Source organism: Flexilinea flocculi (assembly GCF_001192795.1).
GTDB lineage: Bacteria > Chloroflexota > Anaerolineae > Anaerolineales > Anaerolineaceae > Flexilinea > Flexilinea flocculi.
In genome coordinates, this window is record NZ_DF968181.1 from 1,119,504 (window position 1) to 1,136,413 (window position 16,910).

Genomic DNA, 16,910 nt, shown 5'->3' on the forward strand with positions numbered 1-16,910 from the left:
TGATTACCCCCTATCTTTAAGGATATTTATTCCCACCAGAGGCTCATTTTCAATTAACTCAGTTAAGTATTGCTGCGCCCGTTCAGGGGATAACAAGCGGATTTTCTCTTTCACCTTTTGACGAAAAACCAGGTCATATTGGCGTTTTGCGTAAGCTTCAATACAAGATTCGACATGGCGTCTGTTTGTGGTCATCCATTTATCAGCATCATTACCAACTTCATCCGCAATCGTTCTTTTCAGATCTTCAACATCGCTAATGATATAGGCATAATCCCTGCTAAATGCTTCAAGAAAGATTGCATTGCATGCTTCCAGATTAAATAGGATATTCAGAGCATCAGATTTAACGTACTCTATTGCTCTATCAATTAGTGTTTCATCAATCTTGTAATTGATTGGTTGATTAACCAAGTTGAAAGTGAACAATGCATCATTGCTATTCTCCTGGAATAAACAAATAATTGGTAGGAGATGTTGTTTTGACCACCCTTCCGGGTTTTTTGTTCCGGTTCGGGTTTCCCACTCCTGGTGTAATTGATTAATCTTTTTATTTCTCCGGTATTCGTCTAAGCGGTGTCGAATTTGAGAAGTAAATGTGTCAATATCACTACCTATAACATTCGCTTCACCTTGAGAAAATAAATAGGATGTTTCTTCATCAGATACCGGAAATTCAAATAACTTATGTACCGCATTCGCGAAAACCCTGTATTGGTTGCTGAAGAATTCGTTAAATTCTTTGGCAAGGGTGTCTAGTGTCTGGATCAAGGGCAAAATATCATGTGTTTCATTTTTTTGTATGCTTTGAATACATGAAAAAAGCGGTTTTAGGTTTGGACATTCGCTGAGAATCAAAACTTTTGGGAGCTTGATGATCTCCATCCTCTGGGACAAGGCGCGGTTTGCATCCGAATATGTTCGTTTTTTCTCTGGCAAAATTCGGTTTATACTATCGATCAATTTGTAATCGTTGTATAAATTATCAATTTGGTGGTTTGTGTCGCCAACTTCCCAAAGATACGAAGAATCGGGAGATAATTTTTCAAGCAGCACTTGTAACATTTCTTGCATGCTGATCCCAATCTGCCGAATCACTGAGATAATTTCAGGCTTATATGAAGCTATGTACAATTCCATACCGCTTTTCATGTTTTCGATTGTGACGACCTGGGTCAAGAATGAATTTAGCGCGGAATTGATTTTAAATAGATCATAAAGCTCTTTTGCTATCGTAATTCTATCTCGACCAGCCACAGGGTTCGTTGAAACAAATTCGCAATAAAGGTTAATAGCTTGTTGTGCTTGAGACAAGTCATTATGACCAAAATGCTCTGACTCCAAATAGCTATTAAGCGACCATAAAGGCAAATGGTTGTTGCTCAAGAAGATGCTGATGTTCTTTCCGACATCATCCACCGAATTACGCTTATCCTGGGGTATCTTGAAAATGTTACCCGAGAGCCGGCAAAATTCAATTTGTTCGGGTGTTTGCTTGACTATGTACTGATTTTGGGCCCTAGGCAATTCTTTTACCAACGCAAAAATTAAACTGCTCAAATCAGTGTAATTTAACTGTACGGTATTTGCGCCATCATTTTTATAATAAGAACTGTCTGCATATTCTTTCAACAAGAAGCCTAACAGAAAGACAGATCCCTGACAATTTAACAAACCAAAGGGTGGCTCTTGAAGGATTTTCCAGATATCGGTAATTGCAACTCTTCGTTGTTGTTCGAATGAATTTTGGATACATTCCTCGATTTTGATTTTCATGCGTGATATAGGGTGATTCGGTTTCGTTAACCAATAACGAGGCTCATTCCATATTTGCTCATTTGCCAGCCGGGTAGAAATTTCACGGACATATGCGAAATTACCCGTAATATTTTTTTTATTCATTGCCATTTGAGCAAAATCTTCAGAATAACCCGTTGGGGAAAATAGCTTGTCATTCGTGGTGATCTCCTCTAGGCCACACCCATACCACGAAGCATTGATCTCACGCAAGCACTTACGCAAGTTACCTCCCCCTTGGATCTGCGTCACATTATCGCATGTTTGTGGATAAATCGCTAAACTGGTTATATTTAGTTTGCGTTTCCAATCATCAATTATTCTCTTACCGTTTGCTTTTGCCATGTTGAGTTGGCTGACGTAGTTAGGATTACCATTGTAATATCTCTCGTTGGTTTTTTCGTCTATGAAACGATCATATGCCGACTCGGTGAATATCTGACCCGAAAAATCGACAACAACCATTTTTCGGCTGTAATTATTTAGAATTTTCTCTATGATCGGTTTTACTTTTGAACGATCGGTTTCATCCTTTGAGAACATGAACAACACTGGAATCTTGTTAGCTTTCAGTGAGAGAGCAGATCTTTCAGCGTTCTGATAATCTTTGGGAGTGACTAAATAGACCTCGCAACGAGATTTCAAATAGCCATCTGGTAAAAACTGATCACAAATGGCATACATCGGTTCAGTCAATATTTTTTCGAATGGTATCTGCTGAAGGATTTCTCTACGTAAAGCGTTCCATCGTTCCTGGTCGATTGTTCCAGCCGGCGGAACAAACAGGCTTTCCCCATTTTCTTCGACTTTACCAAAAATCCCTTTTTGAACAAACAAGGCCATTGTTTGTTCAACTTTATTCTCATTGGGAGTTCCTACGAATGCCATAGCAATATTTCTCAAGGTTGGTCTAAGCAATCCGGATTGACCCTGATCTCTTGTTCCACCAGCTTTCTGTTGCATGGCAGATAGAAGCAAAGCAACTCTTAATGTTCGTTCTTGATCCTCGTCTCTTGAGCAGATTGAACAATAATTGTTATACTGGCTCATTGCATTTTTAAATATTGTGTCGAGGTCGACGTTTTCATCGATAATAAAATAAGTCCATAAATAATCTACAGTTAAATAATCCCAGCCATGTGGTTCGTTCGAATGGTTATCGATAAACCATCTGAAATTTGTCTTAGGATTTTCTTGGGAATCGAAGTCACCGCTCAAAAATTGGAACATTGTGCGCTGATTGGAGCTGATGTCTTTAGAAATTACCTTCAATAAATAAGCCGCATAAGGATGGATAGGTAATAACCGTTTTAATTCGCTTTCTTTAATATCTGGTGCACGGGAAATGAGCGAAGAACGAGTGGATCTTTCGACCCTTGCCCAAAGGTCGTCAACGATCATCTCCCAATCGTGAGCAAGGTCCGGATTATTTTTTACTGCTTGCCCCATTAACATGAAGGCAGTTGTATCCGCCATCTCAATTGGATGAATTTTAAAGCGAGCCTCGATGATTCGTCTGGCTGCCTGGTCATGAATAATTTCTCCACCGCTATGAGTGATTAAGAAAAAATAAAATTTAATACTTGCAGAAGCATGCGCAAGCTCTTGAAGCCCGGTGAGGTTATTCTGATTGTTCTTAAAAAATTCGGTAAATTCATCCCATATAAATACCATCGCATGGAGATGATTTCCTTTAATCACGTCATCCAACCAAGCTATTACATCATTCACAGAGGTGGACCAGAAATAACGTTCCAATTCTGCGACCTCAATGATGGTTTCCAGTAAATCTGCACTATCTTCCAATGGTAATTCTTCAAGATCTCTGATCACGCTGGCTGCAGTGGCATATCCGTCAAATTTGAGTTTATGCGTTTCAAAAGCACGGTCAAAACCAAAAGAGGCATTTGGATCTTTTAAGGTGGAAAGTACAGTGTCATATTGGCTTCGTTGTCCCATATACGAGCAGCCATTTTCTCGTAAAGCGTCCTTAACCGATTCAATAATGCAGTTGAATAATCGATTTTGGCTCATTATTCCTGCAGATGAACTGCGGTGAACTACGAGGGTTTCTCCTTTTGCGCGAATCCCGGCAAACCGTGCATAGAGCGATTTGAGATTGTTTGCTTCACAATACTCACGAACAAGTTCTATGTCATCTTCTAAAATATGCTTAATAACAAAAGAGGCAAATGTCTTGCCCGTTCCATAGGCGCCAAACATCCACATAGATTTGTTTTTTTCAACCGAACCCATCTCAAGCGTATCTGCAAGCTGCCCAAGAATGGATTTAAAACTATCGTGCGGGAAGAAGGATTTCCATTTGTTGGGAAAATCGCGGTCACTGAAAGCACTGAAGACTGGAATGAAATCGGTATCGACTGAAAGATAATCACGGTAGATGCGAGCCATATTGTCCCCCTCCCTAGAATAATTCTACAACGTCAAGTGATGTTTTTTCGTTGTTCAGATAGATGTTGTCTAAATCTTTATTAAAAACTACCTTGATAAAGTCGCTATGATCATGTGAGAGTTGGTACAGCATCCGTTGTAGGGTTTCGCGACTGATATTGAACAATTTCGCCGGACTGATGCCTGGGCGCTCTGGAGAATCGGCAAGCAGGTCGGATAAAGTAAAACTGAAATAATTATCAGAAATCTCGGCAAATTTATATAGACTATAAAGAATAGCAAGGGGGTCGGGATTTAACCATCCCATTCTGGTGATCGTTGTTATGACTTTACCATTAATCTGGCATGTCCCTTGTCCTAGGAGTGGACCAATTGGAGATGATTTTAGAGTATCCTTTAATGATGACAATGCGTTTTTAATTGTGGTTTCAGACGATCCTTTATAATCATCCTCCAGCAATAGTAATAAGTCATTCGATTTATACTCGTAGCCGAACGATACATGATTAACATACCAAGTAAATAAAGCGGACGAGTAGCAAAGATTCACGAATAGATAAGACCATAATAAGGGACTATCAGGATCGATTGCTTGAAGCGTAATAGTTATTGGTAATGGATTATTTCTCTTATCTAGCAAACCAGATTCTTTACCCCACGCCTTAAAACTGATCAGCATATGTGAGCCCATGCGTCCATTTTGCCAAAACACACTTGGATTTTCCATGAATATTTTGACCCAATCTAATCTTAGCCCAAAGTTTTTATAACGATCTATGTTGGTTTTGCTCATGTTTCCATCTCCTGTTGTTGATACGGAACTAGCAATAAGACATCCTTTTCGTTTGTCGAGACAACTTTCACATCTAATGCAATTCTTGAATAAAATCTCATTTTCACTTATAAAAAGCGAGCACGTTTTGCATTCCACCATGCAAACTTTACAGTTTTTACAATAAGCGCTTTTATAAAGAGCATTCCTAAATAAATACATAAATCGAATTGATGATTTTGTCTTGGGAGGAATTGTGAGTGTAATGGATGTACAGTCACTTGATTCGTTTACCCTGAAAGTTACTGATATATCCTTATAAATAATTGAATAGTTATCATCCCCATTATAAAAAACATCCCCGATAGGTGTTAACCATGTTTTCCAGGGATAATTCATACCGCGAATGATGTAAGTTGCTTTATCGTTCGATATGTTTTCAATAATCTTGTCTTCCGAATTTGATAAATATTTTCCACTTGCCCTTTGTTTCCAACCACCACTTTCTAAATATTCCTTCCATTTTTTTTCATCATTAAATCCCCTTCTAATTGTTTTTTTTATAACGTCAATGAAAGGTTTCACTTCCTCTTCGCGAACATGATTGGTAATACTTTCATACCAACTTGAAGCTAATGGGCATAGTTTACATCCAACACGATGAGAGCCGTAACGATATAACTTATTCAATGGTAATCTTTGAGACAAGATGTACAAAAATAGCTCGCTTGTACCCCATTCAAGTATGGGATTGCAATTAATTTGGATCGTATGTTTATTCCCATCGGCTAATAATGAATAAGCCGAACGCGCTTCACTTTCTTCCTTTCGTATTCCTAAAAAAGCAAGAACCCTCAGTCTGGATATCTCGTCCAAACGTTTATTCTTCCGCTTTGCTAAAACTTGTTTAATTTCTAGAATAGAAGGCGCAGTCTTGTGAACGCTACAGCACCACCTAATAGTCCTAGCTGGCGGACCAAATACCTGCCATGAATCTATCGCATTTATATGGGCTTTTGCGATATGCCATGATAAACTTGGCCAAAATTTTTGGGCTTCTCCCAATATCGAATATGTATCGCTAAACTCCATTGTTGTGTCACCAAATACAACTTCAAAATCATTATGTGGTAATGCCCGTTGAATAAGATCCAATAGAACCATTGAATCTTTTCCGCCACTAAAAGCGACATATAGTAAATCGACTTGAGAAACAAATTTCTTATAAGTAGAGAAGATGCTCTTTAGTGTTAATTGCACAAGTCCATTCATCAACGACCGATTTTGCCCAATCATACGCTCCACATCAACCGGTAGAATTTTTAGATCAAGAATATTGGCTTTAAGCACGGGCAATTCAAACAACCCACCCCCCACAGCTTCGCCAATACACTCTCCGCGGTAGATATACCGGCGCCCTTCTGCCCACATCAATGGCAGATCTGTGTCTGGAATTTGCCAATTGAACTGACGGTCAAAGCCCAAAAGCAATAATTCTTCTTTGAATACAGGCCGAACTTCTTTAATTACACCTGTGATCTTGGTGGTAAGTAAATATCCCCCAGTTTCCGGGTCCCATTCGTAATTATACATTCCAATAATCCTTTATTCCTGATTGAGTACCTCAACGTTTTTTTTCAAAACCTAACCTCGTTCCCTATTGAACGATCAAATTACCAAAATTATCAACGTAGAGAAAGCTGTTATCTGTAATAAACTTCGGTATGTTTCGGTTCACTAACCGAATCGAAGTTGAGTTAAAAAGATCGTGATCTTCTTTCAGAATTACTGCTTTTTCAGCCAAAAAGCCTTCATTGACCAACCATAGGACAATATTGGCAAGGTCTTTAAAAGGCTCACGCCGATGTTCAGTGCGAATAGCCGATCGAACAAGGTCTTCATAAGAATCAATTCCGACCCTGGTATCAACAATAAAATCAGATGAAATATTTCGATTGGTTGGGTTATTAATAAGTCTGAAATTATCCGCCAAATACTTGTCTATTATGCTGCACAATAAGTATGGTGTCCAAGGGTAAACCAGGTCAGGGTAGAATATGTAATTATCAATCGCTTTTATAATCAGGTATCCCTTCGCACCAATGGCGTCGGTCAAGAGATTTTTGATTTGGTCGAGCTTTTCATCTGTTATGGGGACACATGTAATCGAAATCAGGGTATTTTCATCCACACGAAGAAAAGCATCGTCCATTGAACTGATTAACAAAGTGGTACTTTGATAAGACACATGGTTTTCTTCACATAAAGTCACTAGATCTGCAATGTCTATGCTTTCTTGCCCATCTAGTAATGAAAGAATAACCTCGCGTTTTGAGATGTTTTCTATGTTCAAGGAACTGATATAAGGTCGAGAGAACGAAAACTCATCCGAAAACATATATTGCAGAACGCCAAATAACAAGTTCGGAGTAGAAATATCATTTCGGAAAAGAAAATCTGAGTGAGAATGATAAAGCGCTTCCAATAACTTACTGGCAGTAACCGGGCTGTCCTCGGTTAATGTTTTGATTACATTTCGTATACTGTAATCGTTGTCAGTAAGATTCAACTGATCCGAATGAATAAAGGTGGCTGTGTCGCCTAAAATTACTGAAGGTATACGGGCGATATTTTGCATCAGCATAGCCTCTGTGATTCCAGAGAAAGTTGACCTCAGCATATCTTTTGAAACAGGCGAGTTACTTCGGATGTAGGATTCGATCTCTTGTGTAACTTTGTACCCTTCTTTTGTCGAAATTCCATCTCGAAAGAATTCATATTTTTCACCCCAACGATCTCTAAGCACCCCCTGCAGGGCATAACGATTGGAAATATTTGCCTGGGTTAACAGCTCATCTGCGAACCTGTCAAATAGCTCATGATACGCCATTGAAGTTCGGCCACTTTCAACGAAATATATCTCAATCCTGTTAACCAACTCATCTGATATGGCCACTTTTGATGGGTGGATATACACGCCGCGGTCATATAAGATGCAAGTTCGCTGAATTATTCCCCAAAAAGCACGATCATTTTCAGAACAATTAATTTCACCAAATTCTTCTCGAAGATATTTTTTGAAGCGTGCCATTTCATTGGCATCATAAATCTGGATTCCGTTGGGAAAATAATGTTTAACAATAAAGCTATACATCGATCCACGGTTCATTTTACCTTGGTGCCAGATTGTTCCAGTTTGTTGATATACGCGGCCGAACAATAGGTTTAAATACTTTCCGGGTACATTATTTTTTTTCTCAATATCTGATAACAGAATCTCCCTTTCAGATTCTTTGATCCATTTAGGAAGGTTGGATACAAGATCGTAAATCGAGTCGGGGTCAAATTCAGAGGTCAAATAAAAGCAATCGCTTTTTTTATCGAAAACATATTCATCTGATGGCTCTTTTCGTAATAAATACCATAGAATTTCTGATTCCGTGGTCACTTTCTGGAAATCAGCGTAAGTTATGATGGTTTCACCATCAAGTTCAGCAGACACTGCGTTTAATAAGTTGCGGAAACACTTTTGGGTATTTATATTTCGAAATACTTTAGCCTCAATCTGTCGGATCCGTTCGCGTGTCACACCCAGTACTTCACTAATTGATTCGAGTGTATCGCCCCGTGCTCTGCAAGCGAGTATCTCTTTAACTCTATCTTTTTCATTAATTTCTGCAAAAATAGGGTCAGTAATCTTTGAAATATCAGAAGACAGCCATTCGAGAAAACGCTTAAGGATAATAATAATTCTGTTATCGAAGATCGAGTAAATTTGATCCTGTATATCATTAATAGTTACACAGGTAATTAAGGCTTGTGATAAATCCTCTTCAGCTGTTCCACGAATATTGCAGAATAATTTTATAAATGGTTGAATTTTCTTTTCACGGCGTGATACAGGAATAGCTACGAACAACTCGAGAAAATCATTTTGAACTTTTAGCTGATGATTGAAAGCTTGTAAAGCCTGTATCAGACTTTGCGTCTGTTCCGGGTCTTTATAAAATTGGGTAAACAAATCAAGACCGAGAACTTCAATTGACTCTGTAACCTTTTTAATAATTTGTGATTCCGGTAACGTAAATGAGAATTCATTTTCCTGTTGTAAATTTCCTAATAATATGTCTTCAATATACAATCTGAGATGGTTGCTTAACCGTAAATTCGCATTCGTTCCTATTGATTGATTATGTTGCTCAATTTCCAGATGAAGACCATTTAGTTTTTCCTGCCAGTAAGGATTTTGGGCAATATAATCTTGAAGGAATCTGTTTTTTGCGTCTTGAATTTCTTGGAGTAATGAATTTCCGAGATGCTTTATGCCAAGAAGCTGATCATCAGATGCCATAAGTACCTTGACAACTGTATTAATGCCCGCATACTCTAACCGGTGATGAGCCCTGGCGGATAATTGCAGGGCATCTAGCGTAAGATCAATATCATCTTGACACACAACTTGCGCTAACAATGCAATAATATCTTTATTAGTGCTGTTTTCATTAAATTGGTGTTTATTGCTTTGTTTTTCGATAGAAGTCACTGCTTCCTCTGTATTATTTTGTGTTGGTTCATCCACCTTGTTAAAATTCGAAGAAAAACCTCGATTGTGACCAAGTTGGTTATTGTATTGATTTACCAAATTTTCAGAAACAGCAAGAATAAGATCTATGGAGTGTGTCCCTAAGAAACCAATGGATCGCAATTCCTCTGGTTTCATCAACAGCATTTTTCCGATCGTTGTGACCCCAACAGACATCAATCGGTGACGAATTCGGGTAGGAATCTCTAAATCATCAAGAGGGGTTTTCATGTGTGCGTCAGCTGCAACTTGAACCATTTGTTCCCAGGAAGGCTTGGGCTTTTCGTCATGGTCAGACAGAGACTCGAATTCTTGATCGCATAGAATGGAAGCAGGGGAAGCGGTTGAAGAAACGGGGATGGGTAGATTGGATTTTAAGGCTTCTACTTTTGAACGAATTACTCTGGCAAATTCGTTATCCACTTTGTACTGTGATCGGAATGCAACATAATCGTAAGGCTGGAGTTCGTCGATAAAAAAGATGTTGCTGTCCGCGCAATACTCCCGAAATTGAGAATACTCCGGATTATTGAAATATCCCGAGATCGGTAACCTGTTCCCAATATTCTTCATGTATTTACCGTTCTCATTGGATGCCATAAACAACCCCTGACGCTATTGAGTGTTGCAGTTATTAATTTTGGCATCAAAAAATAAATATCCCCCATTTAGTAATCTCTCAAGTGAAATTTCAATCGGCTGGATTTACGATACAACATACCGAGGTTGAAGTATAGTATTGATTTTCCTAATTTTTGATATAAAAAATTGACTTTTGTAATCATCATAGAGGGTTATTAATTTGGGTTGCCTGATGTTGGTGTACATTTTTATTTTCGCTGTCATCAATCCATTTAAGAATTGCCTCTCGGCGAAATCGCCAGTGCTTTCCCACCTTGAAACCGGGTAACACTTTATCCTGGGCGAGCTTATAGATGGTCGACTGCGGAATACGTAAGTACCCTGAGACTTCTTCTGCCGTCCAGAACTCATCCGTGTCGGCCATTGCTCACCTCGCTTATGAGAATTGAGATTATCACAGTTGCTCCAATGATTATAGCATCAGGGAAGGAAAAGCAAAATCAAATAGAATGGCAGTTTCATCATCAATCCATTTTTGAGTAGAAAACAGTTTACAATCTATATAATTTGTGCTATTATGTAAACTGAAGAGAAAAGGAGGAAGCCATGACCATCGGAGGGCGTATCAAACAGGCTCGGAAAGCGGGTAATTTTTCTTTGCGAAAACTGGCGGATGAAATTGGGGTCAGCGCCATGGCGATCTCAAAATATGAACGAGACCAGGATGTGCCTAGTTCAGGCGTTTTGCTGCGGCTGTCTCAGGCTTTGCAGGTCAAGGTGGATTTCTTCTTTCGCCCGAGTACGGTCTCCGTTCAACTTCAGGCTTACCGAAAACACGCTGTGCTGGGTGTCAAAGAGCAGGAAGCCATCCAGATGCGCATCCAGGATTGGGTGGAGCGTTATCTCGAGGTTGAAAGTCTTTTCCCGGAAGAACAACATGCAGCAAACCTCCCCCTGCGTAAAGTGACCTCACTGGATGAGATTGAAACCGCAGCTCTCGAATTACGTGACCACTGGAGCCTGGGCTATGATGCAATCGAAAATCTGGTCCAGTTGCTGGAGGACCGGGGAATCAAGGTGGGGATCATCTCCGGTTTTGAGCATTTTGACGCCTGCACTTTTACTTACAGTACACAGTCGTGCAAGGCGGATGGCGATCCGGTAATCGTAACTAAAGGCGAATTATCAGGCGACCGGCAGCGATTCAATTTAGGACATGAACTGGGACACCTGATCCTGGATGTTCAGGGCGACCTCAAGCCAGAACAGGCGGCCAATCGGTTTGTCGGGGCTTTCCTCGTGCCGGCTGCAACGGCTCGCTTTGAACTGGGTGCCAACCGGACGGATCTGAACATCAACGAACTGCACATGCTTAAGCATAAATACGGCTTAAGTATGCAGGCTTGGATTTATCGCGCCAAGGATCTTTCCATTATTTCTGAAAGTACCGCAGCACGTTTATTCCAGCAGTTTCGCGTCAATGATTGGCATCGCCAGGAACCAGGCAAACCTTATCCTTCTGAAACGCCCATGCGGATGGAACGGTTAATTTATCGCGCTTTGGCTGAGGATTTGATCTCACGGTCCAGGGCACAGGAATTGTTAGGCAAGCCATTACAACTAGGGTGGGAGATGGAGGCACTGCAGCAAAATGACCTTGCCATCCGTGCTGGTAACTGATACGAATATTTGGATCGACCTCGAGAACGGCAAGATATTAGCCGATGTTTTCCGTCTTCCATACCAATTTTTCACCACCGATTTTGCGGTCGGAGAGTTTGTACATCCTGGGTGGGCACACCTTCACGATCTGGGATTGCAAACAAATGGTCTTGAACCTGAATATGTGCTCGAATTAGTCCGGTTAAGGCAAATCCATCGTCGATTATCAGCCATCGATCTGGCTGCATTATTGCTTGCCAGGGCATTGGATGCAAGTTTGGTGACCGGTGACAGAAGACTTAATGAACTTGCCAAAGCGCAGGGGGTACCGGTTCACGGGGTGCTATGGATATTGGATGAAATGGTGATCCACCATGTTCTTACAGCAAACCAGGCAGCTATTGCACTCCGGAAAATGCTCGATCAAGGGGCAAGGCTGCCAGATGGTGAATGTCAAAAGCGTTTTGATCGTTGGTCATTTTGACCAGAAAGGATATCCGAATGAGTAAACCCAAAGGTACAATGCACAAGCCGGGTCAGAAGGCCCCGGAATCTGGACAATACGGCATTGTAGGACCAAAAGGCGGGAACACCGGGACTGAAGTCACCGTTGCCAAAGGCGAAACCTTGCCGCCAACGCCAAAGCCCGGCCAGGGATTTATCCTGGTGGACAAGACCAAACACAAAGATGACAAATGATTTTGCCAAGGATGACGCCAGTCCAAAAAATTAAGACTGATAACAATTGAAATTGCCTTAAGGTAACGGATATCCTCATTACTGAGACCATAAACCTTAATTTTTTTATTTTGCACAGAAAAAATCTAAAGGAGATTAATCTATGGTTTAATGTAATCTAACCGATTATGTAATCTGGTTCATGATAATCAAGTTCTGAAAAGGAATAATAGTATTGCTCTTTAATTTTACCTTTGCATTATGATTAATTAGTTCAAATCCAAAATTGAACATCCCGCCAAGAAGTCATGTAGAAACGATTGAGAGATTTTCGCGTATGCTAACGTATGCAGTACCCATTGTTCTAATTAGTCACAAGGGTTATTTGGATAATAAATAATTCATCATAGGGACATAATGGCCAACAACATCACAGAAAACACTAATGATCAAGTTAAGCGGTGGTTGAAAGGTGGATACTGGTTAGGACGTGTGAATTACCTGCATGAAAATGGTTGGGGGTTTTTAACTGCATATGACGATGACAAGATACTAGTTTCGCCCAACAATATAGAAATGACAAAAGTCTGGTTTTCATGGAAGGAAATGTCTACCGATATTGTTGAAAATGACTGGGTTATTTTTGAACCAGATGATGCCCCGATTGAAGAAAAAGAAAAACGAAATAACCCTTATCACATGCAGGCGAGCAAAGGTTCTGTTCAACTTGTAAAAGAAATTTCGGAATTTCGAAAAGTTTTACCAGATATCAGTTCACCCCTATTTAATAATCTTAGGGATGATTATCTTGATTGTATACTCATATTCGGTCAGAGGATATTTATAGCTTCAGCTTATGCTGATGATGTAAAAAAACAATTAGATAATCATTTCAAACAACTTTTTGAACAATGGAAAAGTGAAGAACTTTCTAAGCTTGAACAACGTGAGATTGAACTCGCGGATCGTCAGCATAACCTCGAAGAATATAAAAAAAGATCAGAATTTGAAATAGAAAAACAAAGAATAGAATTAGATGAAGCAACAAAAAAAGCTGTTTGGGTCAAAGATCAATTAAGAGACCTCGAAGAAACCCGAGCGACAATTCGTTTATACGAAGAGCAAGTCAATACTAGTTTGAAGAGATGGGGATTTGACACCATAAGCGTGATGGAACCATCTGCTGAGCAAGCACATGCCAATTTTGACAGTGAGCCCAGCTTGATTGATTTTGTTGAAAAATTTATTCGATCTAAAGGTTATTATTTTACCCATGACCAAATAGCAAATTTTTATACATGTTTAAAAACAGATACAGTTACAATTCTCGCAGGTTTATCAGGCACAGGAAAATCTTCTCTGATTCGAGAATTCTCTCAAGCAATTGGAGCTGAATTCATACTTGTCCCTGTCAAAGCAACTTGGAGTGATGATTCTGATTTACTTGGATTCTACCACCCAGAGAAAAAAACATACGTTTCCACCGTATTTCTAGATGCAATCATAAGTGCTAATGCGAATCCAGAGCGATTATATTTTATCTGTCTCGACGAAATGAATTTATCGCGTGTGGAGTATTACTTTTCGGATTTTCTAAGTATATTGGAACAAGGAAAAAATCGAAAGATAACACCTTACAGCAAAACGGAATGGAATATTCGGAAAGCGCAATTGGGGCGCTTCAAATCCGATCTTGATAATGAGAAAATATCACAAGCAGAATATGATGAAGCTGAACGGAATGTAAGATGTTTTAAATATGAAATTGACGTTCCGCATAATATTTTTATTTGCGGCACGGTTAATGTTGATGAAACAACACATCCTTTTAGTGATAAAGTTTTAGATCGTGCTCAAATAATTCAATACGGAAACGTAGAGTTCGCTGATTACAAACAGTCTGCTGAAAACGTAATTCCCACTTTTGTGAGTTATTCAAAATTTCGCGAATTCAGTCGTAAAACGAGTGAAATTCCAGTCAATGATAATTGGTTTAATGAAATTAACAGCATTCTGAGAATCGGTGGTTATCACTTCGGATTTCGCGTAAAACAACAGATAGAAGACTATTGTTCATATGGACTTCGCAGTGGATTATTTACATCAAAGAATCCAGATGATGTTGTGGACCTTCAAATCATCCAGAAAATTCTTCCAAAGATAAGAGGGATAAATTCACAAAAGCTACAAGAAACCTTCTTTCCTGAATTTCGCAAATTCTGTGGAGATCGATATCCTAAATCGAATGAAATCATCGATATTTTGAAAAATATGGATTCAATAAATTTTTGGCAGGTATTTCGTCATGTTGGTTAAAATAGAAGTTCGCAATCGGTTTGGCGATTATTTGGGAGATCTATTTGATGGAAGCGCTAAAATTGGGGAATATGAAGCATTTCCGCTGAAATTAATCTTGTTTTCCGATCAGGATATTGAATTATTTAGCCTACAAGTGGGCGATGAGTTCTTGATAAAGAAAAAGAATAGTTTCATTCTTGCGAAAACGGGCGATCAAGTTTCCGGCAGAAGAGGAGAAATTCGGACACGAGTATTTTTTAAGGATGAACACATAAAAACCGGTTTTATTTTTATCCGGAATGGGAATTTTAACGACATCCATTATCGATATTTGATTCGTGACCTGGCTAAATTAATTAATATAGCATCTTTAGATCAAACCATAGTGGAAAGCGATGCTGCTGATTTATCCCAAGAATTTCAAAATATTTATGACCATCGATTACTTGAAATTAATTCCTATGTTACAAGTTTAATGCAAATAATGCGTGAAATTTCCCAATCTCCCAGGCGTACCATAATAAAAAATTATCATCTTGAAATTGATGGAAAAAATCAAAAGATTGATTCTAGAACCATTCGTTGGAATTCGATTCATAATGGTCAAACTAAAGATCGGGTTATTACCTACAATAATGTTGAAAGTTATGACCTTTATGAGAATCAATTCATAGCTTATTCATTATGTCGTCTTAATCGCTACCTGTTTAGTTTGCAAAAAGATTTTATCTACGCAATCGATCAGAAAATCATAAATGTTAAACATCGATTAATTGATTTTCAAAACTATGTTGAAATCAAGGGTGGGGGGTATGAAGAACAATTACGTGCTCAGTTTAAGAATAAACAAATTGAATCCTTAAAAAGGGCGTTAACTGGTCTTGAAGATGCCAGAAATATAAAATTGCCTGTTTACAGAGAAAAAATAGATCAAATTGTTCATAAAATTGATCAATGCTTATGTAATTCATTTATGAGTAATGTAAGTAGAAAACAAGATTTCGTCCTAACACCATCATTGGTTTTATTGTGCGACCCTCTATACAATCGTGTTTACCTACATTACAAAAAGATCCAAGAAGAGCTTAAGCTTGATGAACGCGAGAAAATAGAACAACTTTTGGAACGTACGCCAATCGAACGAACGTCAAAATTGTATGAGTATTGGATCTTTTTGCAAGTTTATTTAGAATTGAGAAAGATGGGATTTAATTTGCCTGATGGTGGACATGGCATTGAGAGCATTATAGATAAAACGCACTTTAAGCTTTGTTCCGGAGGTGAATTAAGACTTACGGGGGATCATGAACTTTATGGATACAAAGGAAGAACTATCGAAATTAAAATTAATTATGAAAAAAGAATTGGCACAGATGAAAGTAGTCTTTTACCTGATATATTCTTAGAATTTGAGCGGTTTTCTAAAAAAATATTGATACTGGATGCAAAATATCGTAATTATGATCAACAAGGGCTGGATTGGTATCAAGATGATATTGAGAAAACAGCTTATCACAAATATAAGTTGTTAGAAACTGAATCGACAGCTGGCCAATGGACACCAATAGAGGGTATTGAGGATCTTCGGAAAAACATAGCGGCATCATTTATCATTCACTCTCATCCGGACTTCCAGAGGTTTTTAGATTATGGTTCAGGGGGACATGCTAATGAATACGGAGCAATTCCACTAGTCCCTGAAGAACCAATTTACAATCCAACTCCACTAAAACGATTAATAAAAATGTTTTTGAGAATGCAATTACGCATCTTTGATGTCTGTTGGTCGGAAGCACACCCAAAGCCAGTACGTGCTGAAAAAGTCGGGAATAAGACAAATGGCAATAATTCTTGGGAAGGAGAATATAGGTGTCCGGTATGCAATAATCGGTGGTGGGTTAATCATTGTGGGCATTGGTGTAAAGGTGACGGTGTCCGAGTATTAAAAATTACCTTTTCAGATCCAACAGATAATTTCTTTGATTTTGATGAAGAATTACGGATGGGCGAAAAACAAGTTTTAAAATGTTCGAATTGTAATCATGGATATGTAAAGAATTATTGAGATTGCTGCTCGCAAATACACCCCTGTTAGAATCATAACTTATGATGGGTAATCAATTTTGA

At 38.9% G+C, this 16,910-nt stretch carries 9 protein-coding genes; 5 read left to right on the forward strand and 4 right to left on the reverse strand.

Annotated elements, in window-relative coordinates:
* Positions 1-3: 3 nt before the first annotated feature.
* The 4 genes from ATC1_RS09745 to ATC1_RS09760 form a co-directional block, all read right to left on the reverse strand.
* A complete protein-coding gene (locus ATC1_RS09745) occupies positions 4-4,209 on the reverse strand; it encodes a hypothetical protein (RefSeq protein WP_062281142.1) in 4,206 nt (1,401 codons plus the stop codon).
* A 13-nt stretch (positions 4,210-4,222) separates the two neighbouring features.
* On the reverse strand, positions 4,223-6,574 hold the full coding sequence (locus ATC1_RS09750) for a phosphoadenosine phosphosulfate reductase domain-containing protein (RefSeq protein ID WP_062281146.1): 2,352 nt from the start codon (positions 6,572-6,574) through the stop codon (positions 4,223-4,225).
* 64 nt (positions 6,575-6,638) lie between these two features.
* The gene (locus ATC1_RS09755) at positions 6,639-9,986 is read right to left on the reverse strand and encodes a DNA-directed RNA polymerase subunit alpha C-terminal domain-containing protein (RefSeq protein ID WP_172667755.1); all 3,348 of its coding nucleotides are present in this window, start codon (positions 9,984-9,986) and stop codon (positions 6,639-6,641) included.
* A gap of 361 nt (positions 9,987-10,347) precedes the next feature.
* Positions 10,348-10,569, reverse strand: coding sequence for a helix-turn-helix domain-containing protein (locus ATC1_RS09760; RefSeq protein WP_062281152.1), 222 nt, complete (start codon positions 10,567-10,569; stop codon positions 10,348-10,350).
* Positions 10,570-10,751: 182 nt separating this feature from the next.
* Here ATC1_RS09760 and ATC1_RS09765 point away from each other — a divergent pair, with 182 nt between their 5' ends.
* The 5 genes from ATC1_RS09765 (at position 10,752) to ATC1_RS09785 (ending at position 16,848) form a co-directional block, all read left to right on the forward strand.
* Positions 10,752-11,825 (forward strand): helix-turn-helix domain-containing protein, encoded by a 1,074-nt coding sequence (locus ATC1_RS09765; protein WP_082174738.1) that lies wholly within the window; start codon positions 10,752-10,754, stop codon positions 11,823-11,825.
* Entirely contained in the window at positions 11,797-12,291 is a 495-nt protein-coding gene (locus ATC1_RS09770; protein WP_062281156.1) for a PIN domain-containing protein, read from the forward strand. The genes ATC1_RS09765 and ATC1_RS09770 overlap by 29 nt, the downstream gene beginning before the upstream one ends.
* A gap of 17 nt (positions 12,292-12,308) precedes the next feature.
* Complete coding sequence (locus ATC1_RS09775; protein ID WP_062281160.1) at positions 12,309-12,506, forward strand: YjzC family protein; 198 nt, start codon at positions 12,309-12,311, stop codon at positions 12,504-12,506.
* 396 nt (positions 12,507-12,902) lie between these two features.
* Complete coding sequence (locus ATC1_RS09780; RefSeq protein WP_062281164.1) at positions 12,903-14,801, forward strand: McrB family protein; 1,899 nt, start codon at positions 12,903-12,905, stop codon at positions 14,799-14,801.
* A complete protein-coding gene (locus ATC1_RS09785; protein WP_062281168.1) occupies positions 14,791-16,848 on the forward strand; it encodes a DUF2357 domain-containing protein in 2,058 nt (685 codons plus the stop codon). Before ATC1_RS09780 ends, ATC1_RS09785 begins: the two co-directional genes overlap by 11 nt.
* The last annotated feature ends 62 nt before the right edge of the window (positions 16,849-16,910 follow it).

What these genes read in the sequence shown, in the direction of transcription:
- ATC1_RS09745 (WP_062281142.1), bottom strand. Translation starts at nt 4,209, where the DNA reads ATGGCTCGCATCTACCGTGATTATCTTTCAGTCGATACCGATTTCATT.
- ATC1_RS09750 (WP_062281146.1), bottom strand. Translation starts at nt 6,574, where the DNA reads ATGTATAATTACGAATGGGACCCGGAAACTGGGGGATATTTACTTACC.
- ATC1_RS09760 (WP_062281152.1), bottom strand. Translation starts at nt 10,569, where the DNA reads ATGGCCGACACGGATGAGTTCTGGACGGCAGAAGAAGTCTCAGGGTAC.
- ATC1_RS09765 (WP_082174738.1), top strand. Translation starts at nt 10,752, where the DNA reads ATGACCATCGGAGGGCGTATCAAACAGGCTCGGAAAGCGGGTAATTTT.
- ATC1_RS09770 (WP_062281156.1), top strand. Translation starts at nt 11,797, where the DNA reads ATGACCTTGCCATCCGTGCTGGTAACTGATACGAATATTTGGATCGAC.
- ATC1_RS09775 (WP_062281160.1), top strand. Translation starts at nt 12,309, where the DNA reads ATGAGTAAACCCAAAGGTACAATGCACAAGCCGGGTCAGAAGGCCCCG.
- ATC1_RS09780 (WP_062281164.1), top strand. Translation starts at nt 12,903, where the DNA reads ATGGCCAACAACATCACAGAAAACACTAATGATCAAGTTAAGCGGTGG.
- ATC1_RS09785 (WP_062281168.1), top strand. Translation starts at nt 14,791, where the DNA reads ATGTTGGTTAAAATAGAAGTTCGCAATCGGTTTGGCGATTATTTGGGA.